Here is a 19,153-nt window from a genome sequence, read left to right as displayed (position 1 = left end):
TGCGGATTTATGAATGACCTTTCCAATAATGGAGGGGTCATTTTTTATGGTTTTAATAATTTTCACAAAAATTGAATTTATATAAAAGCACCCATTGACTCTATACTTTATTTGTTATATGGTTAATTACATAAGTAACTAACCAATGTGGTGGTGAGGATATGAAACAGTTAATTGACGATGGCCGGCCTATTTTCCTGCAAATTTTGGAACGGATTGAGGATGACATTATTGATGGTGGGTTGGAGGAAGAAGCACAGATTCCTTCGACAAACCAATTTGCCGCATTTTACAAAATAAATCCTGCGACTGCAGCAAAAGGTGTTAATTTATTGGTGGATGAAGGTATTTTATATAAAAAGCGGGGGATTGGGATGTTTGTTGCAGAGGGAGCACGTGAAAAGATCATAAATAAACGGAAAGAACAGTTTTTTGAACAGTATGTCATCACGATGATCCATGAAGCAAAGAAGTTAGGGATTACGGCGGAACAACTGACAGATATGGTTGGAAAGGGGATGACTAGAAATGAGCAAGGTAATTGAGGTCAGACAACTTGATAAATCATACGGGGAATTTAAGGCGATTGAAGATATTAATTTTACAATTGAGGAAAATAAAATTTACGGATTACTTGGAAGAAATGGTGCAGGAAAAACAACTTTAATGAAATTATTAACTGCTCAAGAGTTTCCTACTAGTGGTGAAATAAATGTTTTTGGCGAAAATCCTGAGGAAAACAGGAGGGTATTAAGTCAAATTTGCTTTATTAAAGAAAGTCAAAAGTATCCGGATAATTTTACTGTAAATGATATTTTACAAGTTTCAAAATCACTATTTCCAAATTGGAATGAGGATTTTGCCTACTCCCTAGTAAATGATTTCAATCTCCCATTAAAAAGAAAGCCAAAAAAACTATCAAGGGGGATGCATTCAGCAGTTGGCGTTGTTATTGGCCTTGCTAGTCGAGCACCGATAACGATTTTTGATGAACCGTATTTAGGTCTTGATGCTGTTTCTAGAGGTTTATTTTATGACAAATTGATGGAGGATTATTCGGAATATCCCCGTACCATCATATTATCCACTCATTTGATTGATGAGGTAAGTAATTTACTTGAACATATATTTGTCATTGACAAAGGTCGATTAATCATTAATGATGAAGCGGAAATTTTACGAGGCATCGCTTATACGGTAACTGGGCAAGCAGCAAAAGTAGAAGCGTTTGTGAAAAACAAGGAAGTCATCCATCGAGAGCCTTTTGGCGGATTGCTTTCAGCTACAGTTATGCAAAATAGGAACAGTATGGATCTAAATCAAGCAGAAGCCAGTGGACTTGAAATTACGCCTGTGTCTTTGCAGCAATTGGTTGTACATTTGACGAAAGGAAAATCTACTCATGAAGGAGCGATTGCCAAATGAATATTCAAGGTGTTGTCAAAATGTACTCTAGAGATAAATGGGCGTGGATTTTTATTCCGACGATTATTCTCTTTTCAGTGTTCCTTTTAAATATTATTGTCAGTCTGCTTATTTCGAGTGATGAACAAATGTATACTGGAGGGGTCTCGTACATTTTTTTCTATATGCTAGTCATGGGAATCGTTGTTGTGGTGCAAACATTTCCTTATGCAATCGGAATGTCCATTCGAAGAACGGATTACTTTTTCGGCACTGTCGTTATGGGTGTCGCCGTAAATATATTGTACGGAATAATGTTAGTTCTCCTATCAGCTATTGAAAATGCAACAAATGGGTGGGGAGGCCTGCTCCATTTCTTTCACTTTCCCTATTTGAATGATGGGACACTTTTAGAACAATTGATAATCTATATTATCCTGTTAATAAATTTATTTTTTAACGGTTTACTAATATCCAGTACATCACGTCGCTTTGGTGCAAAAGGCCTCGTTATTGCGATCATTTCCGTATTATTGATTTCCAGTGTTGCTGCACTATTAGTGACTTATTATGGTGTTTGGACGAATATTTTTCATTGGTTCGCAAAGTATACTGCTATTCAAATTGCTTATTGGCTCATTCTTCCAACTATAATATATATGACGTTATCATATGTGCTATTGAAAAGAGCAACAGTATAAAATTCCAATATAGGTATTGTAAAATGAACCTAATGTCATTTATAATTAAAATTAATGACATTAGGTTCATTTATTTATGGAGGTGCAGCACGTTTTGCCAAAAGTAAGTGAAGAACATAAGGAACAAAGAATTCATCAGATATTAATGGCCTCAATGGAGGTGTTTAAACGAAAAGGATATGAAAAAGCCACACTCAAGGATATTGTTGAAGAAGCGGGGATGAGCCGGGGATGGATTTATTTATATTTCAAAGATAAGATCGAAATATTCGAAGCCCTATTGAATTATCTGGATGAACAACTGGATGATTCTTTATCACTCGAAAACTTGAAAGATCAGTCGGCATTTGAAAAGCTTAGAAACTTTTTGGAAAGTAATAAATTAATTTTTCCTACAATTGATGAAAGTATTTATCCGGCTATTTATGAATTTTGGATATCGAGCTGGAGGGAGCCAAGGGCAAAAGAGTTTTTTTTGAATCGATATGATAAGACGGTTCAGTTATTTACAAATTTACTCCATGTCGGGATAGAACAGGGTGAATTTCAGCTGTCTATACCAGCGGAAGATGTTGTAAAAATCATCATGTCCAGTATGGACGGAATTTTAGTCCATAGTTTGGCATTTGGTTCAGAGAAAATGGATGCAAATAAACAAGTTGATAGTTTGCTGCAAAGAGTTGAAGAGTTTTTGAATATCTCGTAATTTTTTATGAGGATGTCGCCTTTGGTAATTATTAAAAAATCTTTTGTTAATAAGAAAAAGAAGATTTTCATTACAATATAATGAAGGATAACTGTGCCGGAAATTAATTGGGAAAGTCCTCTAGGTGTAGCATGTGTTGGTATTTTTTTAGGTTGGGGTTTGTTAATTGTCTGGTCATGGTGTGAAAGTTATTTAAGCAATTTTCAAGAAGTAAAATTTCTTCAATGGGGCGATTGCTATATTTACGTTAAATAGTAAAAGAAATAGAACAGTAGTTTTATTGTCACCCATTTTCATTATTTTCAGCGTCCATTGGATTGCATCCATAAGTTATCGGTATATTCCTGATTATTGCTGGATGATAACGGCAGCTTCCTATTGGGGTTTAACCGGATTATTGAAATTATTGTAAGGTAAAAAAGACATTAAAGAGCGTAAGCCTTTCAAACGTGGCGGTTCTTCAAAATTTCGTGGTATTGGTCACGAACAAGTTTTGTTTTGATTGCGAGAGACCGCCAAAAATCCACCTAGTCAGACGTACTTAGTAGAGGTCGAATTGTGAAAACCCAATTAGATAAGGCGATTTAAAGATTGTTAAGAGACAGGGGCTTCTGTCTCTTTTTGATTTTCTACGCTAAATTATTGTCACTCTTATTAACCTCCTCAGCCTGCCAAATCATTAGTTCATGGAATTTACCAGAAGGCCAGACTGCTCCAATAACCCCTTTAATATCTTTGTTCTTGTCATTATCGATAATTATTGGAAGGGCAAATGCTCCCTGACTGTGGCCAAAGACAAAGATAATTGCAGCTTGCCCCAAGTTTCTTTGGAAACTTTCACAGCCTTCTGAGAACTGTTTTCTACGTCTCGGCCATAGATGAATCTTTTCTAGAAGGAATAAGCAAGTTTAATAATGGGGAGGATGAAAAGTATGGAATTAAAAATTTAAAACTTTTCTCTCGAGAAAAATAATTAAGAATAATTTTTTATTTATAAATCCTTAAAAATAAATGTTAAAATAAGGCCTTGTGGTTTCTGTAATTAAAACTTCTAGAAATAAGGACATCATTGGAGGAATTATGAAATACGTTATAGCTTTGTTTGGATTATTAGTTGTCTTGGGACTTGCCTATTTATTAAGTAATAATCGGAAAGAGATTAAGATCAGACCAATTATTGTGATGATTGTTATCCAACTTTTATTAGCTGGATTATTGTTAAATACGAAATTTGGATTTATTTTAATTAAAGTGTTTTCAGATATCTTTAATCAATTATTATTCTATGCAAACAGTGGAATATCATTTGTTTTTGGAGGCATTGCAAACGAAGGCGAAATGCCATTTTTTCTAAACGTGCTTCTTCCAATCGTATTTATTTCAGTATTAATTGGTATACTTCAGTATTTTAAAATCCTTCCTTTTATTATGAAAGGAATTGGTTTGCTGTTAAGTAAGATAAATGGGATGGGAAGATTAGAGTCGTACAATGCGGTTGCATCGCTAGCTGTTGGTCAATCAGAAGTATTTATTACAGTGAAAAAACAGCTTAGCCAACTGCCTCCACATCGACTATATACTTTATGTGCTTCTGCCATGTCCACCGTATCATTGTCCATTGTTGGAGCCTATATGACGATGATTGAGCCAAAATATGTAGTTACAGCATTGGCGCTGAACTTATTTGGCGGATTTATTATTGCATCCGTTATTAATCCATATACTGTGGAATCAAGCGAGGATATACTTAACATTCAAGAGGAAAAACAAAGCTTCTTTGAAATGATAGGTGAATATATCATTGATGGGTTTAAAGTAGCGGTTATCGTTGCTGCCATGTTAATTGGTTTTGTTGCATTAATTGCAGCAATTAATGGCGTTTTTGATTTGATTTTCGGCATTTCGTTCCAGGAGATCATGGGATATATCTTTGCACCATTTGCTTTAATAATGGGGGTTCCATTATATGAAGCTGTTCAAGCAGGCGGTATTATGGCGACAAAGCTTGTGACTAATGAATTTGTAGCTATGATGGATTTAGCTAAAATGCAGGAGAGCTTTACACCACGAACACTAGGAATCATCTCCGTATTCCTTGTCTCATTTGCAAACTTCTCATCTATCGGAATCATTTCAGGAGCTGTAAAAAGTTTAAATGAACAGAAAGGAAACATAGTTGCGCGGTTTGGATTGAAACTATTGTTTGGAGCAACATTAGTTAGTGTTTTATCTGCAGTGATTGTGAGTGTTATTATTTAGATTACTTCATTAGAAAAATAAGAAAAGAAAATTACTTAAAAACCTATCTTACAATATGACGAAGGGTTCCGTTTTTGAAGTGCATTTCCAAAAAAAACGTGACGAAATGACAATCGTATTAGTAAAAAGTAAAACTCGCCATAGAAACTGGCGAGTTTCTTTAATAGAAATACATATAAAACCTAACTTCACCGTAATTTTTTAAATAAGCTGTCTTGTCCTTTATCGAGTAACAACAGAAAAAGTAAAATAAGCGGATATTTTCCGGTTAAATGCAGTATGGAGTTCGTTTCGGAGTAAATAAGGGGAGTTTTTCCGGTTATGCATTGAAAAATCCTCCATATTTGCACTTTTTAAGATAATAGGCGGAATTTTTCCGTCTATTTAAGCCTTTTTTTAAAATTATTACTAAATAAGCGGAACTTTTCCTTCTATTTATCAGCTTTGATACTTAACCTTATCCTCCAACCGATAAGTGCTGACCATCTCGACCCGAGATGCGGGAATCAACAGCAAAAGATCCATAAAATTGGTAATCAAAACGATACTGCAAATGACAGAAGTTTTGACCCTCATTTTTAATTGTACAATACTTATTGTCCATCATAATATTGATATCAATTGCTATGTCAAAGCTAAAGAAAATCCGCAAAAACCTTGATAAATTTAAAAAAGATGTATGCCAATTCATACGTCAATACTTGTGTCCTTTATTAAAAATGCACCCGAAAACTAACCCCTTTAACAATATGAAAGGAGCGTTTTTTTCTTGGATTGAGAAACCCCAAATGGTCCTTTTTTCCTCCATTCATAAAAATAAACTAGAAAAACTACCAAAATATGATATAATATTTAAAATATTAAAATTTGTTTTAATATTTAGAAGTGGGAGGTGAGAAAAGAATCTAGAAAGCAAAAATGATTTTGAGGTGAAAAAAGTGTTGGTTCCAGTTTCGGAAGCATCTGAGAAAATACATATTTATCCTTATTATTTCTTGAATGGTTTACCTGGTGCGGAGAATGAATGCTATTTAAGGAAAGAGGTTCTGGAAAAGCTGCTGGAAGCTTCCCAACTTTTACCTGAAGGAATCTCTTTTGTAATCCTTGATGGATGGCGTTCCTATGAGACGCAACGGGCGATTTATGACCAGACGAAGCGTGATTTAGAAAATGAAGGCTTTACAGGTATGGAATTAGAACAAGAGCTATATAAATATGTGGCGACTCCAACTAAAGATATTACAAATCCGTCCCCGCATTTATCGGGAGGGGCTGTTGATCTAACGATAGCTGATCAACAAGGCTGGCTTCCGATGGGTAGTGAATTTGATGAATTCCATGAAAGATCCCAGCTTGATTGGTTTGAGAAAAAGGCTGACTTGTCATCTGAAGAGACGGAATTTTTAAACAACAGAAGGGTATTAAAAAACGTCATGCTAAAGGTTGGCTTTATTTCAAATGCAGAAGAGTGGTGGCATTTTGAATACGCCACGAAAGCTTGGGCACAGAAAAAAGGAAAACAGGAATATTTCAAAGGTATCCTATATCAAGAGATTGAAAGGTGAGGGGTAAAAATGAAGAAAAAGTTAATGTTCCTTTTGTTTAGTATACTGATTGTTTTGGCAGGTTGTGTACAAAACTCGAATGCGCCTGCGAAAACAGAGGAAAAGGAAGGCACAGAAACGGCTAATGGTGAAAGCACAGAAAAGAAAATTTTGACGGTTGCCATGACTGCTGACCAAGGGACACTGGATCCTGCGGTTACGATGGACAATTCAGCTTGGAAAATTACATACCCTGCTTATGAGAGATTAGTAGAGTATGATGGGGAGTCAACTGAAGTAAAACCAGGCTTAGCAAAGGAATGGGATGTAAGTGAGGATGGAAAGACATGGACATTCACATTAAATGAGGGCCATAAATTTTCCGATGGAACAGAGGTTAATGCAGAAGCGGTTAAAGCTACTTTTGAACGGACATTAAAGATTGGCAACGGTCCTGCAGAGGTTTATGGTGTGATTTCGGAGGTAAAGGTGGAGTCCCCATATGTGGTGACATTTGTATTAAAAGAAAATTTCCCGCCTTTCTTATCCACTTTGGCAGCTAACTATGGGGGAATTGTGAATCCGAAGGTTATGGAGCATGAAAAGGATGGAGATTTAGGGCAAAACTATTTAGCAACAAATACGATGGGTAGCGGCTCATATGAATTAACAGAATGGAAACAAGGGGAGTATATAAAGCTTTCTGTTAATAAAGAGGCGAAGGTCCAGCCAAGCATTGAAGAAGTTTATTTCAGAATTGTTGCTGACGGGGCTACACAGCGCATGCAATTAGAAAAGGGAGAAATTGATATTGCCGAGGGAATTCCGACAGAACAGATCGAATCAGTCCGCTCGATGGATCATGTAGAGCTATTACAAAAACCAAGCTTGCTTGTAGATTATGTATATGTAAATTCCAGCAAAGGAAATGAAGCATTAAAAGACCCTAAAGTAAGACAGGCGCTAAGCTATGGAATTGATTATAATTCAATGATTGATGTGGTGCACCAAGGATTTGCTACGCCTATGAGAGGGCCAGTTCCAGACGGATTATGGGGTCATAATAAAGATGCACTCCAATATGAGCTAAACATTGAAAGAGCAAAAGAGCTATTAGCTGAAGCAGGCGCAACTGATGTAACACTGACATTATTGTATTCAGATAATAAAACTTGGTGGGAAACAGAAGCGTTAACGATTCAGGCGAATTTAAAAGAGATTGGTGTAAATGTTGAATTAAACAAGGTTGCTTATGCTACTTCTCGTGAAATGATGGATAAAGGGGAATTTGATTTAGCCCTTGGCGTATGGAGCCCTGACTTTGGTGATCCATATATGTTTATGAACTATTGGTATGACTCAGCAAACTTCGGATTAGCCGGAAACCGTGCATTCTATAAAAACGATCAGGTAGATACATTATTAAAGCAAGCGGCAACTTCTAATAACCAAGAAGAAAGGGAAGCATTGTATTTTGACATCCAGGATATTGTCATTGAAGAGGCGCCGTATATCTTACTCTTCCAAAAGGATTTTACCTTGCCGGTAAGTAAATCTGTCCAAGGTTTTGTTTACAATCCGATGCTTGAAGGAATCTATAATTTAGCGGAGATGAATAAGCAATAATTAGCGGGGGATTGTTATGGCAAAAATGATTTTCAAAAGATTATTTCTCCTTGTTTTTGTTGTTTTTGGTGTTACCTTTATAACGTTTTTCCTTTCAAATATTATTCCCGGTGACCCGGCCAGTATGATGGCCGGTCAACGGGCTAATGAAGAAACATTGGAACAAGTTAGAAAGCAATTGGGTCTGGACCAGCCGGTTCTGACCCAATATGCCCATTACATGCAGGGGCTGCTGAGCGGAGATTTAGGTACGTCTATTCGCACGCAAAAGCCTGTGTTGGATGACTTGCTTGTCTTTTTCCCAGCAACATTGGAATTAGCGACATTAGCTTTTTTCATAGCCATTGTGATTGGAATTCCGCTTGGTATTTTAGCGGCCGTTAAGAAAAATACGTTTTGGGATCATGCAAGCAGAATTTTTACGATTAGCGGCATATCCACACCGGTTTTCTGGAGCGGGTTGGTTGTAATCTTTATTTTTTACGGATTATTAGGATGGTTCCCGGCTAACGGACGAATTGATATGCATATTAATCCGCCTACACATGTCACTGGGTTTTATTTGCTTGATAGTTTGTTAAGCGGGGACTTTGTTGCTTTTCAGAGCAGCCTTCGCCATATTATACTTCCGGCGATTGTCCTGTCCTTTGCTCAATTAGCCATCATCACACGCCAGGTTAGGGCGAGCATGTTAGAGGTATTGGAAAAAGAATATTTTCGAACAGCCATGGCAAATGGAATCCATGGGCCGTATCTCTTAATTAAATATGGTTTACGGAACGCTTTAATACCAACCATCACAATCATCGGGGTTTCTTTTGGCGCATTGCTTGGCGGTGCGGTCGTGACTGAAACAATCTTCGGATGGCCTGGAATGGGAAGATATGTGGTTCAATCCATTTCTTATTTAGATTTCCCGGCAATGATGGGATTTACCGTTTTTATTTCGATTGGGTATGTAATCATCAACCTTATTGTCGACCTCTCTTATTATGTGCTTAATCCTCAAATAAAAGAATGATAGAAAGGAGGAAATTGAATTGGAAGCACAGCCGCAAACGGATTTACAGCAGCTGCCTCTTGTGAAAAGAAGCGCCCTATTATATAAGCTGAAAAAGAATAAGCTGACAATGGCAGGCGGAATCATTTTAGGCGTGATTATTTTGGCCGCGATATTGGCTCCGCTATTAACTCCTTATAACCCGACCGTTATAGATGCAGCGAATAAATTCCAAGCGCCATCATGGTCCCATTGGTTTGGTACAGATGAAGTCGGCAGAGATATTTTTACAAGAATTTTGTATGGGGCAAGGCTGTCATTAGGATTAGGGATATTAGCCATTTTGATTGCTGCTGCTATTGGATTAATGATTGGAACGATCTCAGGGTATTTCGGCGGGATGATTGACCAAGCCATTATGAGAATAATGGATATGGTCCTAGCCTTCCCAACACTGATTCTGGCAATGGCACTGGCTGCAGCTTTAGGGCCAAGTATTCAAAATGCGATGATCGCTATTGCAATTGTAAAGATTCCTGTTTATGTACGTTTGGCTCGGAGTGAAACTTTAAGTTTACGAGAGTCATTGTTTGTTAAATCAGCGCAAACGTTCGGCATTCATCCGCTTCGAATTATTCGAAAACATATTATGCCGAATTCAGTTTCTCCTGTCATCATTCAAGGAACATTAGATGTAGGGGATGCGATTCTATTAATTGCCACATTAGGCTTTTTGGGCTTAGGGGCGCAACCGCCAGCACCTGAATGGGGAGCGATGATTAGTATTGGCTGGAAGTATTTGCTCGATTTCTGGTGGTATCCGACATTTCCATGTTTATTGCTATTCTTATCGGCAGGAGCCTTAAATTTAATTGGAGATGGAATCCGTGATGTATTGGATCCAAAATCAAGCAGATAGGAGGGCTGTGGAATGCTAGCTATAAAAAATTTACATGTGAACTTTCAAACCTTTAGAGGAACAATTGAAGCATTAAAAAATATTAATCTTTCCATTAAGGAAAAGGAAATTGTCGGCATTGTAGGCGAATCCGGATCAGGAAAATCAATCACAGCCCTTTCCATATTAGGTCTATTAGAAAATAATGCAGAAATAACAAATGGAGAAATCTCCTATAGAGGCCAAAATTTATTAACTTTATCAAAAAAAGAAATACAGACGATTCGCGGAAAGAAAATTGCGATGGTTTTTCAAGAACCAATGACGGCCCTTCACCCAACGATGAAGGTAGGCGAGCAGTTATCAGAAGTCATTCGCAGACATCGCAAAGTAAGCAAAAAAGAAGCGAAACAAATAATGATTCATGCGTTAAAAGATGTACATATACACAATCCAGAGCATGTAGCTAAACAATACCCATTTGAATTAAGCGGGGGAATGCGTCAAAGGATTGTCATCGCGCTTGCAATGGCAGCCCCTCCTGATTTGCTAATTGCTGATGAACCAACAACAGCTTTAGATGTAACCATTCAGCATGAAATCTTGCAGCTTATGAAAGAATTAAATGAGAAAAAAGGCACATCGATTTTATTTATTACCCATGATTTAGGAGTTGTTTCCCAAATTTGCGACCGAACGATTGTGATGTATGCAGGAGAAGTAATTGAGTCCGGAGAAACGAAGGAAGTTTTACACGCTCCTCAACATCCATACACTAGGGCTTTAATTGAAGCCTTACCTGATGGCAAGAATGCGAATGAACCATTAAAAGCGATTCAAGGCGAGGTGCCAAACTTAATGGAACGTCCAGTAGGCTGTGCATTTGCGTCGAGATGCCAATACGCAATAGATATTTGCCGAGCAAAGCAGCCTGAATTAATTCAATGGCAAAATCAGCATGATGTAGCATGTTGGCTGGAAAGGAATTGATTCTATGACGGTCATGATTGAAATGGATCACGTACATAAGCATTATCAAAAAGGGAAATTAACCGTGAAAGCACTGGATAATATGTCCATTTCTATTTCTGAAGGGGAGGTATTGGGGCTTGTCGGTGAATCAGGATCTGGAAAAAGCACGTTTGGCAAATTACTTATTGGACTAGAATCTCCTACAGGAGGCGATATCCTTTATCAAGGCAATCCTTTGTGGAAAAGAAATAAGTATATTCGGAGAAAGCCAGGAGAATTACAAACCGTATTCCAAGATCCGCAATCTTCATTAGATCCCAGGATGACTATTAAAGAAATTATTCTGGAACCACTCTATGCACTTGATAAAACTGAGAGAAGGCAAAAAGGTTCGTACGAAAATTTATTGAGATTAATAAAACGGGTAGGGTTAAAGGAAGAGCATCTTGACCGATACCCCCATGAATTCAGCGGTGGACAGCGCCAAAGAATTGCGATTGCCAGAGCACTAATAACAGATCCTTCCTTTATCGTCCTTGATGAACCCACATCAGCATTGGACGTTTCCGTGCAGGCACAAGTTCTTAATCTTTTGAAGGAATTAAAGGAAGAACGAAGATTAACCTATTTATTTATCTCACACAATATGTCCGTCATTAAATATATGTGCACAAAGGTCGCTGTGCTCTATAAGGGCAATATCGTCGAAATGGGTGAAACGGACAAACTATTTAATGATCCACAGCACCCATATACGGAAATCCTTTTATCATCATTGCCTAGCCTTTTTGAAAATAATGAACAAGGCATCAAAGGCTTTGCTGAAACGCTGCAGCCAAAGGTAGAAGGCAGCTGTGTTTTCTATGAAAAGTGTCCCAAACGGACAGACAAGTGTTTAATCAGCCCTAAGCTTGAAGGCGGAGAACAAGACCATCTGGCAGCATGTCACTATTGAAGGGCGGGTAAAGAGATGATAAAGGAATACAAGGTCAGAGAAATTCGCAAAAAGCAAGGCTTCACGCTCGCTGATTTGTCTGAAAAAACGGGGTTAAGCCAAGGCCTTCTTTCCCAAATTGAGCGGGGTCTTGTCGATCCAACAGTCAGCAATTTCTGGAAAATATGCACAGCTTTAAATACGCCAATCAATTATTTTTTTGATGGCTCAAAAGAAAATCAATTTGTTATTAGAAAAGGTGAACACAGATTACTGCAATTATCGAATGATATCGTAAGTTACCATGAACTTTTGCCAAGTCATCTTGGAGAAGAGCAGATTTTGTTGGTTGAAATCCTGCCTGGAGAGCAAAGTGAGATGGAACTGGTCAGTCACCCTGGGGTTGAGTTTGGATATGTGATTCAAGGGGAAATGATTATTGCATTAGGTGATGATGAAATTTCTCTTCAAGCTGGCGATAGTATTTATTTTCAGAGCACTACTCCCCACCGTTATGTGAATGTTGGGGTGGAGAAGGCGGTTTCGGTTTGGGTGATGAAGGAAGCGTAAAAATTTTCTAACAGGTTAGTAAGTACTGGAGAAGAAAATGTTCAGAGATATTTAATACTATGGGCATTTTACACATTTTCGGCTGAAAAGTGTTTACATTGAGTGATGTGGCCTTTTTTAAGGACACAGAATCCTTTATTTGCATAAATAATTGAGTTTGAGTAATTTGGAGGACACAGAATCCTTTATTTGATAAAAACCATGAAAAAATGCGAGTTTTTCATCAAATAAAGGAACGACTGTCCGCTAGGTGTCCAAAAAGAGTTATTTTATATAAATAACGGAACCAGATTCCGCCACATTCAGAAATTTATTAGCCGCTGTCCACTTTTTAATAGAACTCATTGTTACATATACCTCATATCAACTTCCTCGTCCTAAAATTCCAGTCCTGCACCAGCCAATTCTGAGGGAATGGACTTCCTAGTACCCAGTAACTGACACCTCTTAGTCCGTAAATTTTCACTGTATCGAATTTAGCCTGTGCACTGCGTGCGTCTTCAAACCAAACCTCGTGCTTTTGCCCGTTTTCATCTGTGTAACGGAAAAACGGAGATTGATACGTTTGATGGTATTGGATCGCAACCCCGTATTTGGCGGCAAGGCGGATGGCTTCCTGTGGACTGACTGTTTTGGCTAAAGTTCCTTGTACCCAAGGGATTTTCCAGTCTCTTCCGTAAAGTGGATATCCCATAAGAATTTTATTAGGGGGGATAACTGTTACGGCATAATCTAATACTCGCCGGACTTCATTGATTGGAGCTATTGCCCACGGTTTTCCGCCAGCCCATCCCCACTCATAGGTCATCAATACAATAAAGTCGACAATTTCACCTTGTGCTTTATAATCGTGTGCCTCATAAAGCAGCCCTTTTTGGTCGTCGCTGGCCTTTGGTGCAAGAGCGGTTGAAACTGATAATCCTAAAGGACGTAATCTAGCGACCACACGGCGCAAAAATGAATTATAGTTTTCTCGGTCCTCTGGGTAAACATATTCTAAGTCCAAATTTAAGCCCAAATAGCCTTTGGATCTAATCGTATTAAGTATGTTGGTGATTAAGGTTTCCTGAAGAGTTGGATTGCGAAGAATAGCTGCGGCAAGATCTGAATCGAATTTATTTCCTGAAAAATTAGTAAGAACTAACAATGGCACTACATGTTTTGTTCGGGCTGCTGCTACGATAGCTTCCTCTTTCCGAGGTGTAATGGTTCCGTCTTCCTTCATTGAATAAGTAAAAGGAGATAGGTATGTGAAATATCTTCCTAAATTCAGAACTTCCTGTCGCCCAGATTCAGAAGATTTGGTTGTATAAGAATTCACTTCAATTACTGGCCGAGATCTTTCGGGGATTCTTATTACAAGACCAGGATAGATTAAGGAAGGGTTGGCAATCTGATTCAATTGAGCAATTGCTTCCACAGTCGTTCCATAATTTCTTGCAATTAGCCAAAGGGCTTCCCCCTGCTTGACAGTATGGAAAATAATTGGGATAGTTAAAACCTGCCCAATATAAATCAGGGAAGGATCTATAATTTGATTTGCCTCGGCAATTGCCTCAATGGTCGTTCCATACCGTCTTGCTATCGCTGAAAGAGTATCTCCGCGCTTAACAACATAGGCTTGAAAAGGTGCGGGGATAACCAGCGCTTGCCCAACGACTAAAACATTTGGATTATCTAGCTGATTGGCAGAAGCAATTTGATTCATGTTGACTCCGTATCTCTGAGATATCAGCCACAGGTTTTCACCATGTTGAACAACATGTATATGCATGGATAGCCTCCTCTTTAAATATTTCTTTACACTTTATTCTATGAACGTGTATTTATGATTTTTTTAAAAGAAAAACAGCATAAATATATAAAGACAAAAAGGTATTAGCTGGATTTACGCTAACACCCTTTTGTCTCTATTAGACGGATATTCACTTACACATTGGTCCGTAAGTATTTCATTTAATATACATCACGCTGATAACGGCCTTGCTTCTGCATATCTTTCAAATACGCTTCGGCTTCATCTCGAGTCATTGAACCTTCTGTTTCAATAACAGTAACAAGCGCGTCGTTAACATCTTTCGCCATGCGTTCCTTATCTCCACAAACGTAGAAATAAGCTCCATTATTAATCCATTCAAACAATTCTTTACTATGTTCAAGCATTTTATGCTGCACATACACTTTTTCAGCTGTATCACGAGAGAAGGCAGTATCAAGCTTTGTTAATACGCCATCTTGTTGATATTTTTCCAATTCGTCATTATAAAGGAAATCCGTTGATTCATGCTGATCTCCGAAAAAGAGCCATGTGCGGCCAAGTGCTTGATTGACTGCCCATTCCTGGATAAATGAACGGAATGGGGCAATGCCTGTCCCTGGACCAACCATAATAATATCCTTCTCAAGTGACTCTGGTAAATAGAAGTGTTTATTGGCTTGAACAAAGACTGGCAGCGTCTCTCCTTCTTGAACTCGCTCAGCACATTGAACTGAACAAACCCCTTTTCGTTCACGGCCGTGAGCAGTATATCGTACAGCACCAATTGTTAGATGAACTTCATCTGGATTAGCGCTTATGCTGCTTGCGATCGAATAAAGACGCGGCGTCATTTTTCTCAATATGGAAACGATTTCTTGAGCAGTTGCTTTCCAAGGACCGAAGTCACGCAACATATCTAATAAATCGCGGCCATAACAATATTCCTTTAGCTGATCTGCATTTTCAACCAATATAAGCTTTTGGAGCTCTTCATTTTCTGTGAAGGCTGCCGCCTGTTGTAAAACCTTTTTCGTCAGCAGAGTAATTTCAAGGTACGTTGTTAACGCTTCCTTTAATGGCAGCGTCTCCCCTTGCTTACCAACAGTTACAATTTCTTCACTATCCCAGTTCATTTCTTCAAGAAGGGATGATACAAGCTCTGGATCATTTGCAGGGACAATACCAAGCGCATCACCTGGAACATATGAAAGGCCAGAACCTTTTAATGATAACTCAATATGTCTTGTTTCTTTACTTGAGCCTGTTCCATTTAAATTACTATTTTTAAGAACCGGGGCTAAAAATGGATTGGTCCTTGAAAATTGTGGTTTGTCACTTTTGGCATTTTTAGGGTTTTCTACAGTAATTGCCATATCTCGATACCTCCAAAAGTAGTATATACCTAGGATACCATATCAATGTAAAAACAGAATTGTTTTTTGTCACACAATAGTAAGATTCTTCAAAACTTCAATTAGAAATTTTCTTTACGGGGAAGCTTCTTAATTATTGATATATTTTTCAAAAACTTTGCCAAAGTCCTTAGTTTGGTATTGTTCTCTAACGGAGGTGGTCCAAGCAAAGCCAAAATCGGTTAGCTTTTGAAATTCTTTTTCTAATTCTGTCTTTTCTCCTAGGCGTGCACTATGCAAAATAGATACTGCCTTCTCAAGACTCGCGTCAGCAAGGCCTACATATTTTTTATTTTCCTTATAAATCTCGGAAATACGGATCAGTGCTTTATATAAATCTTTTAATTTTTCAATTTGATCTTTCTGTACATCAATATCAAAAATTTGTGAGCCTAATTTGAATTTTATTTCGATATCGAGATCGATTTTTCCAGCAGTTTCTAAGATTACATCCGATATTTCATTTTCATAATATGAATATCTTCTTAATGTTCTCTTGGACGAGATCGCTTTTTCCCCATCTACATGGATCAGCGCTAAATTTGTAAAACAGTATTCATCTGCCTTTGTTTTAATAAGAAAATAAATTTTCTCATTATCCTCATGCATCACATAGTCATCAGCCTCGGTTTTGTCATAGTCTTGCGGGTCAATAATTTTCCCAATATCAGATAAGCCTAAGGCATCTGCCGCAATTCTCTTAAACATATGTATCTTCCTTTCTTTTAAATAATGAATCCATCACATTATATAGTTACATGTCTATTCTTATGTGAAAATAGAAGGTTGTCAATAAATTGAAATAATTGGTTATAAATAAGCTCGCTTAAGACATTCGAGTGGAGCAAAAAGGCGGTCCGTGCTCCTTGGACGGACATTTCAAGTCCGATTATGTCCGAAAAGTCCATCCAGGGTTCGTGGACGGACATTTCGAGGGACCATCACGACCAAAAAGTCCATCCAGGCACTTTTCGGACATCTCAAAAGAAAGAATAACAAAGAAATTTGTCGAAAAAAACTTGACGATACTTTAAATAGGTTGTAATATTAAGAAAATGTTAATTTAATGTTTATGAAATTTACAGGGAAACCTGTTTTTTTATTTGCAGTAAAATGCTGGTGTAGTTTAGTGGTAAAACTACAGCCACGAGCGATGCATCATGAATAAGCTCCGAGTTGCCTCGACGCATTAGCATCCCTGAATGAACTTGCAGAGGAAGAGGCATGACAAATCGTAAAGTAAATAACCTTTTAATACAATATAGAATGCGGGTGTAGTTTAGTGGTAAAACTACAGCCTTCCAAGCTGTTGTCGTGGGTTCGATTCCCATCACCCGCTCCATACATATCAACGCAGTGTTTCGTTTCAATAAAGAACGAGGTGTTGCGTTTTTTAATGTCTAAAAAAAGGTGCCAGTTTAGCACCCTTTGATCTCTATATTTCCTTGTCCGCCATGAATTTGAATAAACATATTCATAAGAGATGTGACCATTTCATTCGCTTCGTCGATATTGAAGGACGGACGTAAATAAACAATATGTATAGCGTTTTTTGTTTTTTCGGTCACAGAGGTTCTTTCTGAATCTACAAAAGGGCTGCCAAAAGAGCCTGTATCATCACTCGTTACAATTAAGCGGTTAAGTGAATTGGATCTGCCGTTAAGTCCAACATATTCTTCACCATCGTCTCCAAGCCTCATCGTTACACTCCCATTCAGCTTGTCCATATCATAGATGCCCAGTGGAATTTGATATTGCAAAGAGAAGAAGTTATTAATATCAGTAGCACTGTTCACAGGCTGTAAATAGTTTTGCTTTTTGACTCTGCGGTATAGGGCTTCAGCTGAATGACGGTAGCGGTTAGGGTCTTTCCCGACAGCTTTAAAAACCTGTCTCCATTCTTTGATCCCATCTAAATCTGTCACATTTTTATCCTCTAAATCAAAATAAATGGATTCCTGAAACAGCTGCAGGCGTCCTTTCACCATTTGCGGAGATTCGCCAACCTCAATATTCTGATAACGGATAACTCCGATTTTAAAGTCTGGTATAAGTCCGCAAATCTCAGAAGAAACACGAATTTCCATCCTTTCCACCTCCCAAATCAATTAAAAATAGTTTATCATAAGAAGCGATGATTTAAATAATATTATGGACCTTCATATATATACAACGCAGAAAGGAGGGGACAAGGTGAATTCGGCAAGATTAAAACAAGAAATAATTGAATACAGTAAAAAAATTGGCATTGATAAAATTGGTTTCACAACGGCAAATACTTTTGATGAAATGAAAAATCGGCTTATTCGCCAGCAGGAGCTTCAATACCAATCAGGATTCGAAGAAAAGGATATTGAGAAAAGGATTAATCCTGCATTGCTGATGGACGAGCCTCGCTCCATTATCTCTATCGCTCTTGCTTACCCTTCTAAAATGAACGAGAGAGTTGTCAGTAAAAAAGGGGAAAGACGCGGGATATTTTGCCGTGCATCCTGGGGTGAAGATTACCATCATATTTTACGGAGTCGGCTGCAGCTGCTTGAGGAATTTATTAAGGATTTATTTCCCGATGCCAAATGCAAGTCCATGGTGGATACAGGAGAATTAGTGGACAGAGCTGTTGCGGAACGAGCAGGTATCGGCTGGAGCGGGAAGAATTGTTCCATTATTACTCCAGAATTCGGTTCTTACGTGTATTTAGGCGAAATGATCACATCCATTCCTTTTGAGCCAGATCAGCCGATGGAGGATCGCTGCGGGACATGCAATAAATGTATCGAAGCCTGTCCAACAGGAGCTTTAGTGCAAGGGGGACAGCTAAATGCACAAAGGTGTATCGCTTTTCTCACACAGACAAAGGGATTTCTTCCAGAGGAGTTCCGTGAGAAATTAGGGAATCGCCTGTATGGCTGTGATTCTTGCCAAACGGCTTGTCCGGAAAACAAAGGGAAGAACTTCTTTTTCCACGAGGAAATGGAGCCAGATCCTGAGATTGTCAAACCATTATTAAAACCGCTTCTTCAAATTAGCAACCGGGATTTTAAAGAAAGGTTTGGACCTTTATCTGGATCGTGGAGAGGAAAAAAGCCTATCCAGCGAAATGCTATTGTTGCATTAGCCCATTTTAAAGACGAAACAGCTGTTGATGATCTTATTGAAGTCATGAATTCAGACTCTCGGCCTGTTATCCGTGGAACTGCCGCTTGGGCAATAGGAAAAATTGGGGGAGAAACCGCTCGTCTTGCATTAGAAAAGGCTCTGCAAAATGAAAAAGAAGAAGAAGTTTTAAGTGAGATTCATTTAGGTTTAAGCTTTTTTGAGTAGAAATGAGGTCGGCCCTATTGCCTGCCTCATTTTTTTATGGGGAA

At 38.2% G+C, this 19,153-nt stretch carries 18 protein-coding genes, 1 tRNA gene and 1 pseudogene; 15 read left to right on the top strand and 5 right to left on the bottom strand.

What is annotated here, in order from left to right; genetic code table 11:
- Window positions 1–161: 161 nt before the first annotated feature.
- From AR328_RS11525 to AR328_RS22545, 5 genes and pseudogenes are all read left to right on the top strand, one after another.
- On the top strand, window positions 162–545 hold the full coding sequence (locus tag AR328_RS11525) for a GntR family transcriptional regulator (RefSeq protein ID WP_066295158.1): 384 nt from the start codon (window positions 162–164) through the stop codon (window positions 543–545).
- Entirely contained in the window at window positions 529–1,425 is an 897-nt protein-coding gene (locus AR328_RS11520) for an ABC transporter ATP-binding protein (RefSeq protein WP_066295157.1), read from the top strand. Before AR328_RS11525 ends, AR328_RS11520 begins: the two co-directional genes overlap by 17 nt.
- Window positions 1,422–2,105 carry a hypothetical protein gene (locus AR328_RS11515; protein ID WP_066295156.1) on the top strand — a complete coding sequence of 228 codons (684 nt, stop codon included), beginning with the start codon at window positions 1,422–1,424 and terminating at the stop codon, window positions 2,103–2,105. Before AR328_RS11520 ends, AR328_RS11515 begins: the two co-directional genes overlap by 4 nt.
- A gap of 94 nt (window positions 2,106–2,199) precedes the next feature.
- On the top strand, window positions 2,200–2,811 hold the full coding sequence (locus AR328_RS11510; protein ID WP_066295155.1) for a TetR/AcrR family transcriptional regulator: 612 nt from the start codon (window positions 2,200–2,202) through the stop codon (window positions 2,809–2,811).
- Between the two features lie 412 nt (window positions 2,812–3,223).
- Window positions 3,224–3,339: pseudogene (locus AR328_RS22545) on the top strand (IS1595 family transposase); the annotation flags it as partial.
- 101 nt (window positions 3,340–3,440) lie between these two features.
- Here the strand turns inward: AR328_RS22545 and AR328_RS23050 are convergent.
- Window positions 3,441–3,632, bottom strand: a complete 192-nt coding sequence (locus AR328_RS23050; protein WP_066295154.1) for a hypothetical protein — start codon at window positions 3,630–3,632, stop codon at window positions 3,441–3,443.
- A 259-nt stretch (window positions 3,633–3,891) separates the two neighbouring features.
- On the opposite strand from AR328_RS23050, the gene AR328_RS11500 reads away from it, so the two are divergent.
- The 8 genes from AR328_RS11500 to AR328_RS11460 all read left to right on the top strand — a co-directional run bounded on the left by AR328_RS11500 (window position 3,892) and on the right by AR328_RS11460 (window position 12,614).
- Window positions 3,892–5,070, top strand: coding sequence for a NupC/NupG family nucleoside CNT transporter (locus tag AR328_RS11500; protein ID WP_066295153.1), 1,179 nt, complete (start codon window positions 3,892–3,894; stop codon window positions 5,068–5,070).
- Window positions 5,071–6,011: 941 nt separating this feature from the next.
- Window positions 6,012–6,635, top strand: a complete 624-nt coding sequence (locus AR328_RS11490) for a M15 family metallopeptidase (RefSeq protein WP_066295151.1) — start codon at window positions 6,012–6,014, stop codon at window positions 6,633–6,635.
- 9 nt (window positions 6,636–6,644) lie between these two features.
- Window positions 6,645–8,240 (top strand): ABC transporter substrate-binding protein, encoded by a 1,596-nt coding sequence (locus AR328_RS11485; RefSeq protein ID WP_066295150.1) that lies wholly within the window; start codon window positions 6,645–6,647, stop codon window positions 8,238–8,240.
- 16 nt (window positions 8,241–8,256) lie between these two features.
- The gene (locus AR328_RS11480) at window positions 8,257–9,261 is read left to right on the top strand and encodes an ABC transporter permease (protein ID WP_066295149.1); all 1,005 of its coding nucleotides are present in this window, start codon (window positions 8,257–8,259) and stop codon (window positions 9,259–9,261) included.
- A gap of 19 nt (window positions 9,262–9,280) precedes the next feature.
- Entirely contained in the window at window positions 9,281–10,159 is an 879-nt protein-coding gene (locus AR328_RS11475; RefSeq protein ID WP_231734808.1) for an ABC transporter permease, read from the top strand.
- A 12-nt stretch (window positions 10,160–10,171) separates the two neighbouring features.
- Window positions 10,172–11,128: an ABC transporter ATP-binding protein gene (locus AR328_RS11470; protein WP_066295147.1), complete on the top strand. Its 957-nt coding sequence runs from the start codon at window positions 10,172–10,174 to the stop codon at window positions 11,126–11,128.
- A 4-nt stretch (window positions 11,129–11,132) separates the two neighbouring features.
- Complete coding sequence (locus AR328_RS11465; protein WP_082677197.1) at window positions 11,133–12,065, top strand: oligopeptide/dipeptide ABC transporter ATP-binding protein; 933 nt, start codon at window positions 11,133–11,135, stop codon at window positions 12,063–12,065.
- Between the two features lie 15 nt (window positions 12,066–12,080).
- Entirely contained in the window at window positions 12,081–12,614 is a 534-nt protein-coding gene (locus AR328_RS11460; protein ID WP_066295146.1) for a helix-turn-helix domain-containing protein, read from the top strand.
- 358 nt (window positions 12,615–12,972) lie between these two features.
- On the opposite strand, the gene AR328_RS11455 is transcribed toward AR328_RS11460, so the two are convergent.
- The 3 genes from AR328_RS11455 to AR328_RS11445 form a co-directional block, all read right to left on the bottom strand.
- Window positions 12,973–14,388 (bottom strand): LysM peptidoglycan-binding domain-containing protein, encoded by a 1,416-nt coding sequence (locus AR328_RS11455; RefSeq protein WP_066295145.1) that lies wholly within the window; start codon window positions 14,386–14,388, stop codon window positions 12,973–12,975.
- A 182-nt stretch (window positions 14,389–14,570) separates the two neighbouring features.
- Window positions 14,571–15,746, bottom strand: coding sequence for a sulfite reductase subunit alpha (locus AR328_RS11450; protein WP_066295144.1), 1,176 nt, complete (start codon window positions 15,744–15,746; stop codon window positions 14,571–14,573).
- Window positions 15,747–15,875: 129 nt separating this feature from the next.
- The gene (locus AR328_RS11445) at window positions 15,876–16,493 is read right to left on the bottom strand and encodes a PH domain-containing protein (protein WP_066295143.1); all 618 of its coding nucleotides are present in this window, start codon (window positions 16,491–16,493) and stop codon (window positions 15,876–15,878) included.
- Between the two features lie 560 nt (window positions 16,494–17,053).
- Between AR328_RS11445 and AR328_RS11440 the strand changes: the two genes are divergently transcribed.
- Window positions 17,054–17,127, top strand: a tRNA-Gly gene (locus AR328_RS11440).
- Between the two features lie 76 nt (window positions 17,128–17,203).
- Here the strand turns inward: AR328_RS11440 and AR328_RS11435 are convergent.
- On the bottom strand, window positions 17,204–17,872 hold the full coding sequence (locus AR328_RS11435) for a B3/B4 domain-containing protein (RefSeq protein WP_066295142.1): 669 nt from the start codon (window positions 17,870–17,872) through the stop codon (window positions 17,204–17,206).
- A 64-nt stretch (window positions 17,873–17,936) separates the two neighbouring features.
- On the opposite strand from AR328_RS11435, the gene queG reads away from it, so the two are divergent.
- Window positions 17,937–19,109, top strand: coding sequence for a tRNA epoxyqueuosine(34) reductase QueG (gene queG, locus AR328_RS11430; protein ID WP_442854443.1), 1,173 nt, complete (start codon window positions 17,937–17,939; stop codon window positions 19,107–19,109).
- Window positions 19,110–19,153: the final 44 nt, after the last annotated feature.

This window comes from Bacillus sp. FJAT-29937, from assembly GCF_001509555.1.
Taxonomy (GTDB): Bacteria; Bacillota; Bacilli; order Bacillales; family Cytobacillaceae; genus Cytobacillus.
This window is presented reverse-complemented; position numbering and strand designations above follow the sequence as displayed.